The sequence below is a fragment of the Pseudidiomarina salinarum genome (assembly GCF_000753715.1).
GTDB classification, from domain to species: Bacteria; Pseudomonadota; Gammaproteobacteria; order Enterobacterales; family Alteromonadaceae; genus Pseudidiomarina; species Pseudidiomarina salinarum.
Genome location: NZ_JPER01000001.1, coordinates 1 through 18,103, shown reverse-complemented (window position 1 = coordinate 18,103; position 18,103 = coordinate 1). Strand labels below are relative to the sequence as shown.

The window sequence follows — 18,103 nt, the reverse complement described above, 5'->3', positions numbered from 1 at the left end:
ACCTTAGTTCCCATACCAACGCTTCAGCAGGTCACTGGAGCGTTCGAGTTCGTCTTGCCAGGTGTCGGCACCCACCACTACCGGTCGGATCAGGATAACCAGCTCCTTTTTCTGCTCGGTGCGCCGGGTGTTCTTAAACAGGTTACCGAGCAGCGGGATATCACCAAGTAGCGGCGCTTTTGACTCCCGTTCGGTGAAGCTGCTTTGCATTAATCCACCGAGTACTACAATTTCGCCATTGCGCGCGCTGACTATGGTGTCGCTCTCGCGAATGTTGCTCTGTGCCAGCGGCAGCACAAAAGATTCATCGTTGAGCTGAATGACTTTTTCCTGCTCGCTGGTTTCGACCACCGACGGATGCACATGCAGGATCACATCACCATTGGCGCTGATTTGCGGTGTGATATCCAGCGAGATTCCGGAAAAAAATGGTGTCAGCTGAATATTGGGCGTGGTCGTGGTAGCGGTACCGGTGACCGTTGTTGTCGATACATCGGTTACAAAATACTGATCTTCACCAATTTTAATAACGGCTTTCTGGTTGTTCGAGGCGCTAACGCGGGGGTTAGATAACACCTGCACGTTACCCTGGGTCTGCAACAGGTTCAGCACCCCGGTAAAATCACCCACGTTGAGGGTCATACCAAAGACACCTGCATTTCCCGATACCCCTGAACCACTAAAGCTAATCTCGCCGGTACTTTTACCCAGGCTGAACAGATCGCTCCAGTTGATGCCCTGCTGGTAGTCATCATTCAGGGCCACTTCAACAATCCGCGCTTCCAGAATCACCTGGCGCTGTAGTCGCTTTTCCGCTGTCTTGAGAAACTCGCGCGCCGCGCGCAGTTCATCAGGAAACGCGGTAATAGTTACCAGTCCGGCCTGGGGCGAAACCGCCACCCGGCGGCCATCACCGGTGCCGATAACGCCTTCAATCATTTCCTGCAGATCGCGCCACAAATCAGTTTCTGACTGGCTGCTGATTGAAGAACCATTACTATTCATCGCGCCCTGCATGGCACCGGCGCGCCTTGAAGCACCACCTTCGCCGCCAAGAATGCGATCATTGGTAGCCGGGTTAACACCAGCGGCGTTATTCATATTATTATTATTACGGTCATTATCTTTTACGCCACCCGAACTAACGCTGGTCTGGGACATCCCCATGCGCCGCAGGGCCAGATAATCAAGGGTGATGGTCTCACTGCGCAGTCCGGACGGGTAAACCCTGATCATGCGATCTTCACGGCGGACGTCAAAGCCGTAGATTTCACTGACTACATCCAGTGTTTCGGTCAGCGTCACGTCTTTTAAACTGACGGTTATGTCACCACTGACATCGGGATGGATCACAATGTTATAAGGTGAATCCGTCGCCAGGCCGGCAAAAAATTCGCTGGCCGGAACCTGGTTGGCAGACAGGGAAAAGCGTGGCTCGGCCAGTAACTGAGAGCTGGCGGCCCGTAAATCTTTATCTTCGCTGCGCAGGCTTTCGCGAACCGAATCCGGCAGCGGCGGACGCACGGTGGTGACCAGCGGTTGCTGGTGCCGGAGCGCTTCGCGCGCATCATCGGGCTGGCGGTCTGGCTGATATGCACATCCTGCCATTAAGAGACCGGTCAGAATGATACTAATGATTCTCATGACCTATTCCCTTTTGGCTCAGACAGCTGCTTCACTTTGGCAAACATTGCCAGCGTCAGCTGCTCGTTCGTCCTGATATTTAACAACGTCACTTGATCCATTCCAATCGACTGAATTTTATAGTTATTATAGGTATCGCCTTCTCTGAGACGTTCGCCGTTAATTCGCGCTACCCGAAGATTCTCGGTCCACTGAATAGACTCTAACCTTAAACTGGTCTGCGGGGCTACCTTTGTCCCCTGTTCTAATACGCGGGGCGGCTCAGTCGGATCACTAAGCTGCTGGGCAGAAGCAGAAGCTGCCACTAACATGCCCATGATCAGCGCCTTAGCTTGCCACATAGCCGCGCTCCAGACTCAGAGTATAAATTTCCAGCATTACTTCAGCCTGTGGGTGGCTGGTTACCCGATAATCTAAACGCTGCCAGTAAAAGCTCCAGGGCAGCTCCTCAAGTGCTGCAAAATAGCGTTGCACATCAAAGTAACTACCAACAACAACCAGTTGCAGCCGGTGTTTGTAAATGCCAGTTTTTTCATCTTCCGGATCCTGATAGACCTGCTCTGCCGGGAGTGCCTGTGCTGATTTTACTTTAATGCCAGCCGCGGTCGTGAGCAATGCTTTGAGTAAGGCTTTATTCTCTGAGGCGCTGATATATTGCGTTTCGTTGGACAGCTGCTCGTTGACTTGTTCCAGCCGCTTGGTCAGTTGCTCTCGCTGGCGCTTGAGCGGTGCTTTAGGGTCACCCTGCAAACGTTGCTCTATAGCTGCCAGCTCTTGCTGCAACGCATTTTTCTGAACCTGTTGCGCGCGCTCTTGTTCACTTAGCTGCTGATAACGCTCTGTCAGTGGCGTCAGCGCCAGCCACACTCCGACATAAAGTATCATCGCCGCAGTCAGGATTAGCCAGAAGCGCCGCCTGCCAGCAGGTAGCTGCAGAAACTTCTGTTGCCACTGGTGCCAGCGCTGTTGCAATATCATTACTGGCCTCCTGTCGCGGGCGCGCTGCGATAACCGGCGCTGCCAACAGTAAAGTCGAGTGCGCCCGCTGCTTCATCGCGTAACTCGAATACCGCAAACTGGCGACCCTGCAAGGTACCGTGGGCGGTAAAGCTGGCCAGCCAGGTTGGCAGGGCGCTGGCTTCAATGGTCCGTCCCTGGAGGGTAAGCTGGCCGCTCTCAATAATAATGCGTTGCAGCCAGATCTGATCATTATCCACCTGCGCAATATCGCGCAGCAGGCGCGCAAAGCTGGATTCCGTCATCGCGATTAATTGCAGCATCTGTTGCAGCAAGCGTTGCTGGCGTGCAATTTTTTGTTCCAGCTGACTGATTTCGTTTTGCAGGCTGGTATCTTTCAATGCTTCATTTAATTGCTGCCGGCGGCTTTTAACTTGTTCTTCTAAGTCACTGACCTGCCGGCTGACTTGCTGTACTTCTTCCTGCTGTTGCGCGTTCAGATAACTGCCGACCGCCAAGGTAATGAAAATCAAAACAACAAGCCCGGCGCTTACGCTGGCGAGCAAATTCAGGGTGAGCCGCTCACGATTCGGCTGCAGTTCGGCAAGATACAGGTTGGCCAGCTGCTTCATTGGTCACCTGCCTTTAGCTCATGGCCAATCAGAGCCCCGCCAAAAGCCGGGAAGTCGATATAATCGCCGGTCGCCAGTTCGTGCGTCCAGTCAGGATATTTTGCCCAGCGAATATCAACGCCTAAATCTTCAGTTAACTGATCGGTCACCAATTTTTTGGGCTGGGTGCTTAACGCCAGAACAACTTCCTTCACCGGGCGCTGCCGCAACTGCCGCTCGAAGTAATCAATAGAGCGCTGAATTTCGACGCTTAACGGCTGCAATGCGCCCATATTCATCTCTTCAGAGCTAAGCGCACTCAGCTTCTCAAGAGCGGCGACGGAGCGGTTAACCTGTAACTTACCGTCGCGGTAGACCTGTAATAAGGCTGGTTCCTGTTGCGACTGGTAGACCACCACCGCCGGGCTCAGTTGATCCTCAAACAGTCGCGCCACGGCCTGTTCTTCCGCGATTACCGCCAGTATATTATCGCTGGTACTCTGTAGCGCTTCGATGATCGGCGTCAGCAGTTTGCGATCGGCAACCACCGCGTTGATCTTGTTCTGCCCGGGAAGCTGCACCGGTAACTCATAATAATCAGCAATAATATTGGCTGGCGGTAACGAAACTAAATCGCGCAAGCTATAACGCAAGCCTGCAGCAATCTCCTCATCGGGTAGCTTGGGGCGCTCCAGCGCAACGCTTTGATAGAGTGATGGCGCCAGCACCAATATGATGCCGGGATCGCCGCGGCTGTAGCGAGAATATTTCGTCAGGAGTTCATTAATGACATCAGCAAATTGACGGTCATCTTTGCCAGATGAATCAGAAACAATGAGCTCAGGCGTATCGCGGTTATTTTGGGTGATTACCACGCCCACCGACTCGTTGCTAAGCGCAAACGTCAGTACGATATCGCTGGTTTTTTTTGCCCATAACCACTTTAACAAAGCGCCATTCCCTGCTGGTCGTTATCATTTTTATTATATTTACAGTATGCCGAGTAAAAGCGTCTGTAGCCAGCCTTCAGACGCTTTTTTACACAACTATAATTCAGAACCAAACGTTTTATTTTTGTTGCGCTATCTGCCAGTTCAAGAGCTCCCCGGCCCAGTACGGAACGACCGGCCCCACAGCGGTTTGAATAATGGCTGGTACCTGCCAGGGCTTGCGCTCAAGCGTCATGGTTTCGGCCGCGCGGGGGAAGCCATAAAAGTCAGCGCCAAAGCCGCTGGCAAAGTCTGCTAGCTTATCCAGCGCATCCATTTGCTCGAAAAACTCGGCATAGAGCTGGATCGCAGCTGGCGCGGAATAACAGCCCGCACAACCGCAAGCGGCTTCTTTACGCGACTGCGCGTGGGGCGCTGAATCGGTGCCGAGGAAAAATTTCGGATTACCGGACACGGCAATTTCGCGCAACGCCTGCTGATGCTCGCGACGCTTAAGGATAGGCAAACAGTAATTATGGGGCCGGATGCCACCAACCAGCATATCGTTACGGTTCATCAGCAAATGCTGGGGAGTGATAGTGGCCGCCACATTATCGCTGGCTGAACACACAAATTCGACGGCATCTTTAGTGGTGATATGCTCAAGAACCAGTTTCAAATCGGGATGGCGCTTCAGTAAAGGCCGTAGATGCCTGTCGATAAAAACCTTTTCGCGATCAAATATATCAATATCCGCGGTGGTCACTTCGCCGTGAACTAACAGGGGCACCCGCTCGGCGGCCATAGCAGCGAAGACATCATCCAGCGCGTCAATATCGGTAACGCCAGCGGCTGAATTGGTCGTTGCACCGGAGGGATACAGCTTGAAACCGATTATTTCATCGTTAGCCGCGGCTGCTTTTACCGTCTCCGGCGTGGTTTTCTGCGTCAGATAGAGCGCCATCAACGGACGAAAAGACGAGCCTTCCGGCCGTTGGGCAAGAATACGGTCGCGATAGTCCATCGCCTGCTCAACAGTGGTCACCGGCGGCACCAGGTTTGGCATAATGACAGCCCGGCCAAACACCTCAGCCGAAGCAGGCACTGTAGTAGGCAGCAGCTCAGCATCGCGAAGATGAAGGTGCCAGTCGTCAGGGGTGGGTAAAGTAAGCTGTGTCGGTGTCATTGCATCCCTCTGCTTGTTACTATCTGTTTGCTACTACATGAGTGGTTGCCGTTAATTATACCTACTTTGCGACGACAGAGCGATTACGGCCGGAATCTTTTGCCTCATATAAGGCTGCATCGGCGCGCGCAATCCAGCGATCCACATCAGTGTCGCCTGCCCGTAATTGTGCAACGCCAGCACTTATGGTTAAGTTAATATCTTCACCATCCAAACTCAACGGGTGCTCAGCAATCGCCTGGCGGATCCGCTCTGTAGCCTGGAAGGCATCGGCCTCGCTGGTATAGGGAAACAATATAGCAAACTCCTCACCACCCATGCGACCCAGCAGATCAGGTTCCCTGAGCTTACTCTCGGCGATATCGGTAAATTGCCTCAACACCTCATCCCCAGCGGCATGCCCGTAGGTATCATTGATGCGTTTGAAAAAATCCAGGTCGATAACGGCCAGACTAACGGGAACATCATAACGTTGCTGTTCGTCAAAGCGCTGACTACAAACCTCAAGGAAAACCCGACGATTAACCACCCCGGTGAGTTCATCGATCGTTGCCATCCGGCGCAATTCTTCTACCGCAGACTGGCGTTCTTCGTCTACGCGGCGCATATGCATGAGGGTGCCCAGGGTGTTCAGGATCGGTTCCAGTAACGTCAGCAGACTTTGCTCATAACCATTTGGCCGGTTGCCGAGCACCATACAGCCAACCACTTCACCGCGAAAATATATAGGTAACAAGAAGGCATTGTGGAGGCTTGGCATAATAGCAGGGGTAAACTGCGCTTGTTCATTGCAGACTTCACCGTAACAAATTTCCGGCTTACCCTCTCGCAGCACACGTTCTATAGCCGAGCCCTGCAGCTCAATTTCAAGCCCCTGTTCCACCAGCCGTTGGCGGTCTGCCTGACTTTCTTTATCTGTGTTATTGCGCAGCCCTTGTACCAATAGCATATTGGATTCACGGGCGCTGGCACGTAACTCACCGATGAACCCGGTTTCACTTTCGGTCAGGCTCATCAGCTCCGGCAGGGCAATATCACAGACCTCACTAAAGTTTTTCACCAGTAAAAATTCATGTTGTACTGTACTAACCAGTTCCAGCACTTTATTTTGCTGGCGCCGCTGCCGCTCGTTGCGGACTTCAGTGCTGATATCCCGATGGATACCCACTACCCGCACAGCCCGGCCATCCTGGTCGCGCTCAATTACGCGCCCGACACTATGCAGCCAGATATATTCACCGTCGGCACGGCGCAGCCTGAAGTTCGTCTCAAATCGCTCCTTGAGACCTTTCAGATGTTCCTTAAGTTTTTCTCTGGCGACAGCTTGATCGTCCGGGTGAACAAGTTCCCGCCAGTCCGCATCCTGATCAAAATGACGCTCGAAGCCAAGCAGTTCAATCCAGGTATGACTTACCTTGATACGGTTGGTTTCCAGGTTCCAGTCCCAGGTCGAAAGCTCGCCTGCGGTAAGGGCCAGATCGAAGCTCTGATTGGCTTCGCGCAACTCAAGTTCCAGTGCCTTACGTTTCGTATCGTCAAGCAGATAGCCGCGGACACGCAATAATACCCCGGACGCGTCAATATCCGCCCTGGCAAAATGGTGGACCCAGCGCAGATCGCCGGCAGGAGTCAGTACCCGGTAATCCATTTCCAGATAATCTTCTTTGCCGTCAATCAGCTTGTGCATGCGCTCTAATAACTCATCCCGGTCATCCGGATGCACGATAGATTCATACCTGACATCGGGATCAAGCAAATGCTCTGAGGGGTAACCGAGGATCCGCTGTGAGTTTTCAGCGACATAAATCAAATGGACTTCAGGTTCAACCTGCCAGACCACAGTCGCCACCGGGCCGCGGGCAAGTATGTCGCGCTCGGCCTGCCAGTTCTTGCGTTCATGCCGGGCGGTAATTTCACTGGTAATCCACTTCGCCAACATTTCCAGTAAGCGTTGCTGGTCATTACTAAACGTGCGGGGAGCGCTGTCAATCAGGCACAAGGTGCCCAGGTGGAACTCATTCTGAACGGTCAGCGGCGCGCCAGCATAAAAGCGGACGCCACCGTCGGCAGTAACATAGGGATTGTCGGTAAAACGTTGGTCCAGCGCCGCATTTTCGATAACAGTGGTTTCGCCACTGGCGACCACATGGCCGCAAAATGATACGTCGCGCGGTGTTTCTGCCTCGCCGAAACCAATTTTGGCTTTAAACCATTGCCGCTTCTCATCAACAAGCGTGATCAGCGCCGCATCAACACCAAAGAGCTCACGGGCGAATGCCGTGATCTCATCAAGAATTTCATCTGTCTCGGTGTCAAGAATTTCCAGCTCATGTAAAACGGCAAGCCGTTCTTGCTCGTTAGCCGGAATCGGTGCTGGCTTCATTACGACCCCATGGTTACATTAACTAATGTAATAGTAGCAGATATCTGAAAAAACCGATTAACTCAATTAGTTAATTGAACTATCTGCCGCTGTGAAGTCATCTAAAAACGGCCCAGCTGTTCCTTCCAGTGCTTACGGCAACAGGACACATAGTGTTCATTGCCGCCAATCGCGATCTGCGTACCTTCGGTGATGGCTTTTCCTTCCGCGTCGATACGCAGGTTCATCGTGGCTTTGCGGCCACAGTGGCAGATGGTTTTCATCTCAGCGATCTTATCGGCCACGCCCAGCAGGATGGCGCTGCCGGGAAATGCCTTACCAAATGCGTCGGTGCGGATGCCGTAACACATCACCGGAATATCGACCCGATCCACGATATCCGTCAGCTGCCAAACCTGAGCTTCCGAAAGAAACTGGGCTTCGTCGATAAGCACACAATCTATTTTGCGCTGCTGATGCCGGGCTTCGATAAGGGCCGCAAGATCCGTAGTGTTGGAAAACGCCAGTGCCTGCCGGTCAATACCCAGGCGGGAGGCGATTTTGCCATGCCCGGCGCGATCGTCGATAGCTGGTGTTAACAACAACACCTGCTGTTCGCGTTCCTCATAGTTGTGCGCGACCTGCAGCAACGAGGTACTTTTTCCGGCGTTCATCGCCGAATAGGTGAAATAAAGTGAAGCCATAATGAATGATCGTCTGGTGGTTATTATTCGTTATTGTTCTGAGGTTTATACTGAGTTTGCGCGGTGAATGCAAAGCTGAATTTTGTTATAGTCAGTTCAACAAAAAAGGAGAAGCCATGACTGCCCCCAACTATTCCCGTGAATTTCTGCAAGCAATGCCCAAAGCTGATTTGCACCTGCATCTTGATGGCAGTCTGCGCCCCACCGGCCTGATTGAGATGGCAAAACGCAGCAAAATTGAACTGCCATCCTATACCGTTGATGGCCTGTATGACCAGGTATTTAAAGAATCCTACCAGAATCTGGGCGAGTACCTGAATGGTTTCCAGTATACCTGTGCGGTACTGCGGGATATGGAAAACCTGGAACAGGCAGCCTACGAACTGGCAGTGGATAATCAGGCGGAAGGCGTTAACTATATTGAGGTGCGATTTGCCCCGCAGTTGCTGATGGATCTGGCCCGCGGCATCGACTTTGACCGGGTGATGCACACCACCAATCAGGGTCTGAAACGCGCTAAAGATGAATATAACAATAGTGACGCAGTGAGCAGTGGGGATAAGCCGCCGTTCGACTACGGCATTATCAACTGTGCCATGCGCATGTTCGGCAAGAAGGGCTTTTCTCCCTACTACAGCGACCTGTTCCGCATGCTCAGTCATTTTGAGCCCAAGCAGGTTATTAAAACCGCGGCCATGGAACTAGTGCGGGCCAGCGTACGCCTGCGCGATGAAGAAGGCCTGCCAATCGTCGGTCTTGATATCGCCGGTCAGGAGATGGGCTACCCTGCCCATGAATTCAAAGAAGTCTATGAATACGCGCATCAGAATTTTCTGCTGAAGACCGTGCATGCCGGCGAAGCCTACGGGGCCGAGAGCATATTTGAAGCACTTACGCAGTGCTACGCCGACCGGTTAGGTCACGGTTACTCACTGTTTTCACCGGATATGATTCAGGATGACAAGATTACCGACCGCGAGGCCTATGTGCGCCAACTGGCCTCCTTTATCGGTGACCGCCGCATCGCTATTGAAGTTTGTATCACCAGTAATCTGCAGACTAACCCGGCTATCGGCTCAGTAGACAATCATAATTTCAGACATATGTATGACAATCGCCTGGCGACTGTGATCTGTACCGACAACCGGCTGGTATCCCGCACCACAGTCACCGATGAGTACGCACTGGCCCTGAGTGCTGTTGATGTCCCGCTAAAACGACTGAAAGATATGGTAGCTTACGGCTTTAAGAAGAATTTCTTTCCCGGCGATTACGTATCTAAACGGGCCTATGCCAAGCAGGTACTGGAATATTTCGACAAGGTGGCGGCACAACACAAGCTGGTATAGCTTATTTTTTGACTTGAGGTAAACTCTTTGTGGATTGCATTAGCAATTCTACTTTGAAGGGTGAACTCATGAAAAAAATAACAACATGGCTGGTCGTCAGTGCGCTGGCACTGACGATCACTGCCTGCAATAAGGCTCCTGAAGTCGCAGAGCAAACCACTCCGGATATTCCAAAATACAGCGCCACCACCTTTTTTGACACAACCTCTATTGGTGGTTCGTCAATCAGCCACGACGGTCAGGCCGTGCTGGTTACCAGCGATGCCACCGGGGTATTTAATGTGTACCGCTATCCGGTAGATGGCAGCCCGCAGACCCAACTGACAAATTCAACCACCAACGCTATTCGCGGCGTCAGCTGGTTCCCGGCGGATGATCGCTTCCTGTACACCTCCGATCAGGGCGGTAATGAACTGGATCACCTCTATGTCATGGAGATTGACGGCAGGGTTCGTGATCTGACGCCCGGCGAAAACCTGAAAGCTTATTTTTCCGGCTGGCACGATGACGATACGCATTTCTTCGTCGCCACCAATGAGCGTGACCCACAGGCCTTTGATTTGTATCTGTACAGCACTGAGGATTACAGCCGCGAACTGATGTTTGAAAATAACGCAGGCTGGAGCCTGAGCAGCATCAGTGGCGATGGTCGCTGGCTGGCGATGACCAAGGTTCACAGTAACGCCGATAACGATATCTGGCTGGCCGATCTGAGCGCTGCTGAGGCTGAGCTTATCCACGTGACCCCGCATACGGGTAACGTCAGCCATAACGTTTATACCTTTTCACCGGATAACACCCGGCTGATATACGGTACCGACGCTCACAGCGAGTTTGTGCAGGCATGGTCGTACGAAATCAGCAGCGGCGAAGCCAGTGAAGAGTATATCTCGGACTGGGATGTCGCTTTTCTCTACTACTCACCGGACGGCCGCTATCAGGTTACCGGTATTAATGCCGATGCCCAGACCGAGCTTCATATTATCGATCGGACCAATGATGAAATCGTTCAGCTGCCGTCCCTGCCGCCGGCAACTGTCAGTGGCGTGAGTTTTTCTGACGATGAAAACCTGATGGTGTTTTACCTGAGTTCCGACACCGCCCCCGCTAACCTGTATTCATGGGCTATTGGCAGCGACGAAGCACTTAAGCTATCGGATACCCTGAGCGATGACATCGATCCGGCACACCTGGTATCCAGCACCGTTGAACGGTATCCGAGCTTCGATGAACTGATGATCCCCGGCCTGCTGTTTCAGCCGCATACTGCCAGCGCGACCAATAAAGTGCCGGCGGTGATCTATATCCACGGCGGACCAGGTGGCCAGACCCGCAAAGGCTACAGCCCTATGGTGCAGCATCTGGTGAACCACGGGTATGCCATGTTCGGCGTTAATAACCGCGGCTCATCAGGCTATGGCAAAACCTTCTTCCATCTGGATGATAAGCGCCATGGTGAAGATGACCTGCAGGATATTGTCTATGCGAAGAAATACCTGCAATCGCTGGACTGGGTTGATGGCGATCGTATTGCGGTGATGGGTGGCAGCTACGGCGGCTATCTGACCATGGCAGCGATGGCCTTTACTGACGAGTTTGATGCCGGTATTAATATTTTCGGTGTTACCAACTGGGTACGTACGCTGGAAAGTATCCCACCCTGGTGGGAGGCGCAGCGCCAGGCGCTTTATGATGAACTGGGTGACCCGGCCACCGAGCGCGAGCGGTTAGAGCGTATTTCGCCGCTGTTCTATGCGCATCAGATCCAGCAACCCGTGCTAGTGGTGCAAGGCGCTAACGACCCGCGCGTACTGCAAGTTGAGAGCGATGAAATGGTCGAGGCCATCGAAGCGAACGGCGTACCGGTCGAATACGTTTTATTTGAAGATGAAGGCCACGGCTTCCGCAAGAAAGCCAACCGCATCGTGGCTCAGGAAGCTTACCTGGAGTTCCTGAACACCCAACTTAAATAAGCATTACCGGAAAGAAGCAGGCCCGGCTTTCATGTGAAGGCCGGGCTTTTTTTATCAGTCGCGCCAGTAATTATTGGCGGCGGCAACCGTCTGGAAATGGACTGCGATCACTTGGGAAACATGAATAAGGCTATCAGGATCCCGGGCATAGTCGGGACGCAAATCCTTGCGGACTTCAGCATCCGGCTGGGTCTTTGCAACCCCTTTCTGAGAGAGTGTTATCGCCAGTGCAAAACCTTCCTGGGGCGTTTCAGTAATCAGGCTCGGCAGCCAGGGTTCAGCGCCATCACCACCTTTGTGCTCATCCGCAAGCACAGTGTTACTCGTCATGATGGAAACACTCATCAGAACGGCTACTAGCAGTTTGTATGAAACGAGAATTTGGAAAATCTTTGCCATGACGGTCTCCTAATTTTAAAGATATAAAAAATATGCATCTTTAAGATTAGTCGACCGTCATGGGCCGTCAACTATTTATACTTTGACCGCACGGGCGTGCATCAAAACGGGATATCGTCGTCAAAGTCCTGATCCGGTACGAACGGCTCAGGTTGCTGGGCCGGAGGCGCCTGACGCTGACCGCCGGTTTGCGGAGCGCGCGCTGGCTGTTGGCCGCCGCTCTGGCCACTGCCCTGACTGCTCTGCGAGCCCTGTGACGCGCCGCTCTGATAGCCACCACCCTGACCAGAGCCCGGACGACCGTCCAGCATCTGCAGGTCGTTGATGACGATCTCGGTAGTGTAACGCTCTACACCATCCTGCCCCGCCCATTTACGGGTTTGCAGACGGCCTTCAACATACACCTTAGAGCCTTTTTTCAGATACTCACCGGCAATTTCTGCCAGGCGGCGATAAGCGACACAACGGTGCCACTCGGTCTGCTCGCGCGGTTCACCGGTTTGCTTATCTTTCCAGGTTTCGCTGGTGGCAATCGATAAATTGGCTATCGCCGTGCTGTTCTGGGTATAGCGTACTTCAGGGTCGGCGCCCAGGTTGCCGATAAGAATAACTTTGTTAATACCGCGACTGGCCATGCCGGTCTCCTTTAATGGTTGTTCTGATAGGGCGCCAGCTGCGCCTTTATAGCTTGTTCATTGTAATCCGTTTTATGCACTTTTAAATAGGCAGTTTGCTCTGCCGGCACAATCCGGACTTCCTCCACACCGTTGACTTCAGCGAGGGCCGCAGCCAGCTGCTCAACCTGTTGATGATCTAAAGTGCGCAGAGTAAAACTAATATTTTTCCATTGCGGCGGCGGCTGCATACCGGCCGTTATCAGGAACCAGCATAGTAGCAGTACCACGCAGAAAATCCCAATGCCCATTAGCCCGAAATACTGCAGCATCAGCCCGCCGGAAATGCCGCCCACAAAAGCACCCATAAACTGCGCCGTGGCATAGATACCACTGGCGCTGCCCTTGCGGCCAGCGGGGGCAAAGCGAGTCAGCGACGACGGCAGGTTGGCTTCAAGAAAATTAAATCCGGTAAAGAATACGACAATGGCTGCCACCAGGTACAGCCAGTGCGACGGACCAAATCCGATAACGACGACAGCGGCAATAAGCAGCGCGATCGCCACGCGAAAATAGAACGGCTGCTGGCGTTTTTTCTCGGCCCGGATCAGCATAGGTATCATCAGCGCGAACGAAGCCAGCAGCGCTGGCAGATACAACCAGGCATGTTGCTCAGCGGCTAGTCCACCAGCCACCAGTTGTACCGGGACCACCACAAAAAACGCCGTAAGTATGCAGTGCAGCACAAAGACTCCGGCATTCAGCCGGGCCAGCTGACCATGCCGCAGCAGGCTCTTCAGTTCACCGCGCAGCGGCAGCACATCGCCTTTGGCGGTGCGGGCTTTGACGTCGGGCACCGCAACCAGCAATACCAGAATCCCGGCCACCGCACTGACCGCAGTAAAAACAAACAGCCCCGATAAACCGATGTACTGTCCCAATAAGGGCCCAAGCACCAGCGCAATGGCAAAGGACAGACCAATGCACATGCCAATCAGGGCCATTACTTTGGGGCGTTGGGAATCGCGGGTCACATCAGCGGCTAGCGCCAGAATAGCGGCGGCAATTGCCCCGGTACCCTGCAATGCGCGGCCAATCACCACGCCGGTCAGGGTATCAGCCGCGGCCGCCACCAGACTCCCCACAGCAAACACCAGCAAACCGCCGATAATCACCGGACGCCGGCCAATCCGGTCCGATAGCATCCCCAGCGGGATCTGCAGCAGCGCCTGGGTCAGGCCGTAAGCACCTATTGCCAGACCCACTAAGACTGGCGTGTAGTCCGGGTAGCTTCTACCATAAATAGCTATAACCGGCATGATCAAAAACAGCCCTAACATCCGTAATCCGAAGACCGCCGCTAAGGCACCTGAGGCGCGGCGTTCAATTGGGGTCAGGCGATGTTCGCTGGGTGGTGATGACATGTTCATTCCATGGCCAATAGTGAAAATCGCCGCTGATTGTACCAGAAGGTACCGCCTGTGCGATAATGCTCGTTTGGTTTGATGTTGATTTAGCAACCGGAGTCGAAAGTTTACTATGGATAAAATTGAAGTACGCGGAGCCCGCACCCATAATCTTAAAAACCTGCAACTGACGATTCCCCGCGACAAGCTCATCGTGATCACCGGCCTGTCTGGTTCCGGTAAGTCTTCCCTGGCGTTTGATACGCTTTACGCTGAGGGACAGCGTCGTTATGTTGAGTCCCTCTCGGCCTATGCGCGTCAGTTTTTGTCACTGATGGAAAAGCCTGATGTCGACAGCATCGAAGGCCTGTCGCCGGCAATCTCCATTGAGCAGAAATCAACATCCCATAACCCACGCTCAACCGTGGGCACCATTACCGAGATCTACGATTACCTGCGGCTAATGTTCGCCCGGGTTGGCGAGCCGCGCTGCCCTACGCATAACGTTACGCTGGCGGCACAGACGGTATCACAGATGGTCGACCATGTGCTGGAACTGCCCGAAGGCGAAAAACTGATGTTGCTGGCGCCTATCATCCAGGAGCGTAAGGGTGAGCATAATAAGGTGCTTGAAAACCTCGCGGCGCAGGGCTTTATCCGGGCGCGGATTGATGGGCAGCTATGCGATTTGAGCGATCCTCCTACGCTCGAACTGCAGAAAAAACATACTATCGAAGTGGTTGTCGATCGTATTAAAGTGCGCGAGGGCCTTGAGCTGCGCCTGGCAGAATCCTTCGAGACCGCGCTGGAACTCAGCGGCGGCACGGCGTTGATCGCGCCAATGGATCATGACTCGAATCTCGAAACCATGATTTTCTCCGCCAACTTTGCCTGTCCGCATTGTGGCTACAGCGTACAGGAGCTTGAGCCAAGGCTGTTCTCCTTTAATAATCCCGCCGGTGCCTGTCCCTCGTGTGACGGCCTGGGCATTGAGCAGTTCTTTGATCCCGACCGGGTAGTGGCCAACCCCGATCTTAGTCTGACCGGTGGGGCTATCCGCGGCTGGGATAAACGCAATTTCTACTATTATCAGATGCTGCAGTCGCTGGCTAAACATTATGGTTTTGAGCTGAACAAGCCCTTTATTTCACTCAGCCAGGATCACCGGGATAAGCTGCTGTACGGCAGCGGCGACGAGAAAATTGAGTTCGTCTACCTCAATGACCGCGGCGACCGGGTTGTGCGCAAACATCCGTTCGAAGGCATTATTCCGAACATGCAGCGGCGTTATCGCGAAACCGACTCACAGGCGGTGCGCGATGAGCTGGCTAAATATCTGGCCGCGCAACCCTGTAAAAGCTGTGGCGGTGCCCGCTTGCGGCAGGAAGCGCGCTATGTATTCGTTAGCGGTACAACCCTGCCGCAGATCGTCGAGCAATCCATTGGTGATGCGCTGGAGTTTTTCCAGCAACTGGAACTGGAAGGCCAGCGCGCCCAGATCGCCGAAAAAATTCTTAAAGAGATAAACGACCGGCTGGGCTTTCTGGTGAACGTTGGCCTGAATTACCTGAGCTTGTCGCGCAGCGCCGAAACCCTGTCCGGTGGTGAGGCCCAGCGTATCCGGCTGGCCAGCCAGATCGGTGCAGGCCTGGTGGGTGTTATGTACGTGCTCGACGAGCCTTCCATTGGCTTGCATCAGCGTGATAATGAGCGGCTGCTGGGTACCCTCACCCATCTGCGCGATCTTGGTAACACGGTGATTGTGGTTGAGCATGATGAAGAGGCTATCCGCGCTGCGGATCATGTCATCGATATCGGCCCCGGCGCTGGTATTCATGGCGGCGAAGTCGTGGCTCAGGGTACTTACGAAGAGATCCTCGACTGTGAGCGCTCACTTACCGCGGATTATCTGTCCGGTCGCAAGAGAATCGAAGTACCGGCGAAACGCAATAAGCCAGGTAAACACTGGTTAAAACTGACTGGTGCCAGCGGCAATAACCTGAAAGACGTCGACCTTGAGTTGCCGGTAGGCCTGATGAGCTGTGTCACGGGCGTGTCCGGCTCAGGTAAGTCGACGCTGATCAACGATACCCTGTTCCGCATCGCCCACCGCGATCTCAATAAAGCGACGGTAGTGGAGCCTGCTCCGCACCGGGAAATCGATGGCATGCAGTATCTGGATAAAGTGGTGGATATCGACCAAAGCCCGATCGGCCGTACGCCGCGCTCGAATCCGGCTACCTACACCGGTATCTTTACGCCTATCCGGGAATTATTCGCCGGCACAGAAGAAGCTCGGTCGCGTGGCTATAAAGTCGGTCGCTTCAGCTTTAATGTGCGGGGCGGCCGCTGCGAAGCCTGTCAGGGCGACGGCATGATAAAGGTTGAGATGCACTTCCTGCCTGATGTGTATGTACCTTGCGATATCTGTAAAGGCAAACGCTATAACCGCGAAACCCTGGAGATTAAGTACAAAGGCAAGAGCATTCATGAAGTGCTGGATATGACGGTCGAAGATGCCCACGTTTTTTTCGCACCGGTGCCGGCTATTGCCCGCAAGTTACAGACGCTGATGGACGTTGGTCTGAGCTATATCCGGCTGGGACAATCCGCCACCACCCTCTCAGGCGGGGAAGCGCAACGGGTTAAATTGTCCCGTGAGCTGTCCAAACGGGACACTGGTAAGACTTTATACATATTGGACGAGCCTACTACTGGTTTGCACTTTCACGACATCCAGCAGCTGCTGACGGTACTCCACCGCTTGCGCGATCATGGGAATACCATAGTGATTATTGAACACAACCTGGATGTCATTAAGACCGTTGACTGGATTGTCGACCTGGGTCCTGAAGGCGGATCGGGCGGTGGCGAAATTCTGGCCTCAGGCACCCCGGAAGAAATCGTTAAGTGTGAGCGTTCACACACGGCACGTTTCCTGGCACCTATGCTGAAGAAGCAGAAGAGCTGAACCAGCGGAGCAATCATATGACCCAGGATGTCATCAGCGGTGGCCAGTCGATTCAGGCTCCCGAGGATCTTAAACCCCTACTGGAAGAAATCCTGCAGGACGCGTTGACGATCACTGACGGTAAAGTCGCAGACTATATCCCGGCACTTGCTGAAGTGGACCGCGAGCACTGTGCGCTTACCGTCGCCACCCTCGACGGTAAGATCACCTCAGTTGGTGACTCAACCACGGTGTACTCCATTCAGTCAATTTCCAAAATTTTTGGTCTGATGATGGCGATGGAACGGATTGGTGATGAATTATGGCAACGGGTGCAGATGGAGCCGTCGGGACAGCCCTTTAACTCCATCGTGCAGTTGGAGTGGGAAAAGGGAATACCACGCAATCCCATGATCAATGCCGGCGCTATCCTGGTCAGCGACGTGTTGGTCAGTCATTACTCCACCAGCAAGTCGGCTTTGCTCAATATGGTACGCTCGCTATGCAACAATGAGGGTATTCTGGCTGATTCGCGGGTACATGAATCCGAGAAATCCCACGGCAGCCGTAATTCTGCCCTCGCCTACCTGATGAAAAGCTTCGGTAATATCAACAGCGACGTGACCGAAGTCCTGGATCATTACTTCTGGCAATGTTCGCTGACGCTGTCCACGGAAGATTTAGCGCGCGGCCTGGCGTTTCTGGCCAACCGCGGCGTGTGTCCGCGCAGCGGTGAGAAAATCACCTCTCATCGCGATGCGCAGCGCATCAATGCCTTGCTGAGCACCAGTGGTATGTATGATCAGTCGGGAGAGTTCGCCTTCACCGTTGGCCTGCCGGCGAAAAGCGGTGTTGGTGGTGGTATGGTGGCAATTGTTCCTGATTACGGCGTAATTAGTGCCTGGAGTCCGCCGCTGAATAGCTATGGGAATCCCGCCCGGGCGATGGCCATGATCCGCAATTTTGCTAACCGGCTGGGATTGTCAGTCTACTAGTAGCCCGTGGTTCTACCACGGGTA

15 protein-coding genes are annotated in these 18,103 nt (G+C 53.5%); 4 read left to right on the top strand and 11 right to left on the bottom strand.

Going from position 1 to position 18,103, the window contains the following annotated elements:
- Positions 1 to 3 precede the first annotated feature (3 nt).
- The 8 genes from mshL to IDSA_RS00040 form a co-directional block, all read right to left on the bottom strand.
- Positions 4 to 1,644 (bottom strand): pilus (MSHA type) biogenesis protein MshL, encoded by a 1,641-nt coding sequence (gene mshL, locus IDSA_RS00075; RefSeq protein WP_034773262.1) that lies wholly within the window; start codon positions 1,642 to 1,644, stop codon positions 4 to 6.
- Positions 1,641 to 1,985 carry a hypothetical protein gene (locus tag IDSA_RS00070; RefSeq protein ID WP_034773259.1) on the bottom strand — a complete coding sequence of 115 codons (345 nt, stop codon included), beginning with the start codon at positions 1,983 to 1,985 and terminating at the stop codon, positions 1,641 to 1,643. Before IDSA_RS00070 ends, mshL begins: the two co-directional genes overlap by 4 nt.
- On the bottom strand, positions 1,972 to 2,622 hold the full coding sequence (locus tag IDSA_RS00065; protein ID WP_034773257.1) for a hypothetical protein: 651 nt from the start codon (positions 2,620 to 2,622) through the stop codon (positions 1,972 to 1,974). Before IDSA_RS00065 ends, IDSA_RS00070 begins: the two co-directional genes overlap by 14 nt.
- A complete protein-coding gene (locus IDSA_RS00060) occupies positions 2,622 to 3,233 on the bottom strand; it encodes a PilN domain-containing protein (protein WP_034773254.1) in 612 nt (203 codons plus the stop codon). The genes IDSA_RS00065 and IDSA_RS00060 overlap by 1 nt, the downstream gene beginning before the upstream one ends.
- Complete coding sequence (locus IDSA_RS00055; RefSeq protein WP_034773251.1) at positions 3,230 to 4,162, bottom strand: hypothetical protein; 933 nt, start codon at positions 4,160 to 4,162, stop codon at positions 3,230 to 3,232. Before IDSA_RS00055 ends, IDSA_RS00060 begins: the two co-directional genes overlap by 4 nt.
- Positions 4,163 to 4,280: 118 nt before the next feature.
- Positions 4,281 to 5,327 carry a dihydroorotase gene (pyrC, locus tag IDSA_RS00050; RefSeq protein ID WP_034773248.1) on the bottom strand — a complete coding sequence of 349 codons (1,047 nt, stop codon included), beginning with the start codon at positions 5,325 to 5,327 and terminating at the stop codon, positions 4,281 to 4,283.
- Between the two features lie 61 nt (positions 5,328 to 5,388).
- Positions 5,389 to 7,710 (bottom strand): sensor domain-containing diguanylate cyclase, encoded by a 2,322-nt coding sequence (locus IDSA_RS11770; RefSeq protein ID WP_051985956.1) that lies wholly within the window; start codon positions 7,708 to 7,710, stop codon positions 5,389 to 5,391.
- Between the two features lie 101 nt (positions 7,711 to 7,811).
- A complete protein-coding gene (locus tag IDSA_RS00040) occupies positions 7,812 to 8,393 on the bottom strand; it encodes a thymidine kinase (RefSeq protein WP_034773245.1) in 582 nt (193 codons plus the stop codon).
- 116 nt (positions 8,394 to 8,509) lie between these two features.
- On the opposite strand from IDSA_RS00040, the gene IDSA_RS00035 reads away from it, so the two are divergent.
- On the top strand, positions 8,510 to 9,742 hold the full coding sequence (locus tag IDSA_RS00035; RefSeq protein WP_034774857.1) for an adenosine deaminase family protein: 1,233 nt from the start codon (positions 8,510 to 8,512) through the stop codon (positions 9,740 to 9,742).
- Positions 9,743 to 9,810: 68 nt separating this feature from the next.
- Positions 9,811 to 11,715: a S9 family peptidase gene (locus tag IDSA_RS00030; RefSeq protein WP_034773244.1), complete on the top strand. Its 1,905-nt coding sequence runs from the start codon at positions 9,811 to 9,813 to the stop codon at positions 11,713 to 11,715.
- A 54-nt stretch (positions 11,716 to 11,769) separates the two neighbouring features.
- On the opposite strand, the gene IDSA_RS00025 is transcribed toward IDSA_RS00030, so the two are convergent.
- The 3 genes from IDSA_RS00025 to IDSA_RS00015 all read right to left on the bottom strand — a co-directional run bounded on the left by IDSA_RS00025 (position 11,770) and on the right by IDSA_RS00015 (position 14,152).
- Positions 11,770 to 12,114 (bottom strand): hexameric tyrosine-coordinated heme protein, encoded by a 345-nt coding sequence (locus tag IDSA_RS00025; protein ID WP_232221241.1) that lies wholly within the window; start codon positions 12,112 to 12,114, stop codon positions 11,770 to 11,772.
- A gap of 101 nt (positions 12,115 to 12,215) precedes the next feature.
- Positions 12,216 to 12,749, bottom strand: a complete 534-nt coding sequence (gene ssb / locus IDSA_RS00020; RefSeq protein WP_034773242.1) for a single-stranded DNA-binding protein — start codon at positions 12,747 to 12,749, stop codon at positions 12,216 to 12,218.
- Between the two features lie 11 nt (positions 12,750 to 12,760).
- A complete protein-coding gene (locus tag IDSA_RS00015; protein ID WP_034773240.1) occupies positions 12,761 to 14,152 on the bottom strand; it encodes an MFS transporter in 1,392 nt (463 codons plus the stop codon).
- A 115-nt stretch (positions 14,153 to 14,267) separates the two neighbouring features.
- Between IDSA_RS00015 and uvrA the strand changes: the two genes are divergently transcribed.
- Complete coding sequence (gene uvrA, locus IDSA_RS00010; protein WP_034773238.1) at positions 14,268 to 17,105, top strand: excinuclease ABC subunit UvrA; 2,838 nt, start codon at positions 14,268 to 14,270, stop codon at positions 17,103 to 17,105.
- A gap of 17 nt (positions 17,106 to 17,122) precedes the next feature.
- Entirely contained in the window at positions 17,123 to 18,079 is a 957-nt protein-coding gene (glsA, locus tag IDSA_RS00005) for a glutaminase A (RefSeq protein WP_034773235.1), read from the top strand.
- The last annotated feature ends 24 nt before the right edge of the window (positions 18,080 to 18,103 follow it).

What these genes read in the sequence shown, in the direction of transcription:
- IDSA_RS11770 (WP_051985956.1), bottom strand. Translation starts at nt 7,710, where the DNA reads ATGAAGCCAGCACCGATTCCGGCTAACGAGCAAGAACGGCTTGCCGTT.
- pyrC (WP_034773248.1), bottom strand. Translation starts at nt 5,327, where the DNA reads ATGACACCGACACAGCTTACTTTACCCACCCCTGACGACTGGCACCTT.
- IDSA_RS00030 (WP_034773244.1), top strand. Translation starts at nt 9,811, where the DNA reads ATGAAAAAAATAACAACATGGCTGGTCGTCAGTGCGCTGGCACTGACG.
- ssb (WP_034773242.1), bottom strand. Translation starts at nt 12,749, where the DNA reads ATGGCCAGTCGCGGTATTAACAAAGTTATTCTTATCGGCAACCTGGGC.
- IDSA_RS00070 (WP_034773259.1), bottom strand. Translation starts at nt 1,985, where the DNA reads ATGTGGCAAGCTAAGGCGCTGATCATGGGCATGTTAGTGGCAGCTTCT.
- glsA (WP_034773235.1), top strand. Translation starts at nt 17,123, where the DNA reads ATGACCCAGGATGTCATCAGCGGTGGCCAGTCGATTCAGGCTCCCGAG.
- IDSA_RS00015 (WP_034773240.1), bottom strand. Translation starts at nt 14,152, where the DNA reads ATGTCATCACCACCCAGCGAACATCGCCTGACCCCAATTGAACGCCGC.
- IDSA_RS00065 (WP_034773257.1), bottom strand. Translation starts at nt 2,622, where the DNA reads ATGATATTGCAACAGCGCTGGCACCAGTGGCAACAGAAGTTTCTGCAG.
- IDSA_RS00035 (WP_034774857.1), top strand. Translation starts at nt 8,510, where the DNA reads ATGACTGCCCCCAACTATTCCCGTGAATTTCTGCAAGCAATGCCCAAA.
- uvrA (WP_034773238.1), top strand. Translation starts at nt 14,268, where the DNA reads ATGGATAAAATTGAAGTACGCGGAGCCCGCACCCATAATCTTAAAAAC.
- mshL (WP_034773262.1), bottom strand. Translation starts at nt 1,644, where the DNA reads ATGAGAATCATTAGTATCATTCTGACCGGTCTCTTAATGGCAGGATGT.
- IDSA_RS00025 (WP_232221241.1), bottom strand. Translation starts at nt 12,114, where the DNA reads ATGGCAAAGATTTTCCAAATTCTCGTTTCATACAAACTGCTAGTAGCC.
- IDSA_RS00040 (WP_034773245.1), bottom strand. Translation starts at nt 8,393, where the DNA reads ATGGCTTCACTTTATTTCACCTATTCGGCGATGAACGCCGGAAAAAGT.
- IDSA_RS00060 (WP_034773254.1), bottom strand. Translation starts at nt 3,233, where the DNA reads ATGAAGCAGCTGGCCAACCTGTATCTTGCCGAACTGCAGCCGAATCGT.